Here is a 232-nt window from a genome sequence, read left to right as displayed (position 1 = left end):
ATAATATTAATAATAAGCAGGACATTACGAATAGATAAATATAGATATTAATTCCACCAATCCTTAAATAATACTGAAGAATCAGGATACTCATTATATATGAAATAAAAGTTATAATACTTATTTCAACTAAAAACTGTTGAATTATTTGCTTTTTCGTTGCTCCATTCAATAAATGAACCGCAAATTTTTTCAATCTCTTATTCTGTTGAATCAGAAGGATTAAATTAAT

General features: G+C 23.7%; 1 protein-coding gene. It reads right to left on the bottom strand.

The window, feature by feature from the left end; all coding sequences use genetic code 11:
* Positions 1 to 217, bottom strand: a 217-nt coding sequence (locus SB660_RS24120; RefSeq protein WP_410585168.1) for an FtsX-like permease family protein, incomplete at its 3' end; no start/stop codon positions are given.
* Between the last annotated feature and the right edge of the window lie 15 nt (positions 218 to 232).

Source organism: Bacillus sp. SIMBA_005, from assembly GCF_046535585.1.
In the GTDB taxonomy this organism is placed as follows: domain Bacteria; phylum Bacillota; class Bacilli; order Bacillales; family Bacillaceae; genus Bacillus; species Bacillus pumilus.
This window is presented reverse-complemented; position numbering and strand designations above follow the sequence as displayed.